At 28.1% G+C, this 256-nt stretch carries 1 pseudogene; it reads left to right on the top strand.

Annotation, left to right across the window (positions count from 1 at the left end):
• Positions 1 to 154: 154 nt before the first annotated feature.
• Positions 155 to 256 (top strand): annotated as a pseudogene (locus QP548_RS17060) (DNA (cytosine-5-)-methyltransferase); the annotation flags it as partial.

Here is a 256-nt window from a genome sequence, read left to right as displayed (position 1 = left end):
ACGTACGTAATCCAAAGGTAATTCAAGTTAAGAAGAATAAAGTTGTTTTTGATAAAAGATTTTATTATTGTCTACGCCTTAATAAGCGAGGGACTTATTTTAGAAAGGTTAATTGTAAATACTTTTCAGAAGAATTATAAAGGAGGAAGAGTTTATGAAGGTATTAGGTTTATTTAGTGGAATAGGAGCTTTTGAAAGAGCTATTGAGAATAAAAATATTGAACATGAGATAGTTAATTATTGTGAAAAGGATAGG

It is taken from the genome of Clostridium sp. UMB9555A, from assembly GCF_030222355.1.
Taxonomy (GTDB): domain Bacteria; phylum Bacillota; class Clostridia; order Clostridiales; family Clostridiaceae; genus Sarcina; species Sarcina perfringens.
This window is presented reverse-complemented; position numbering and strand designations above follow the sequence as displayed.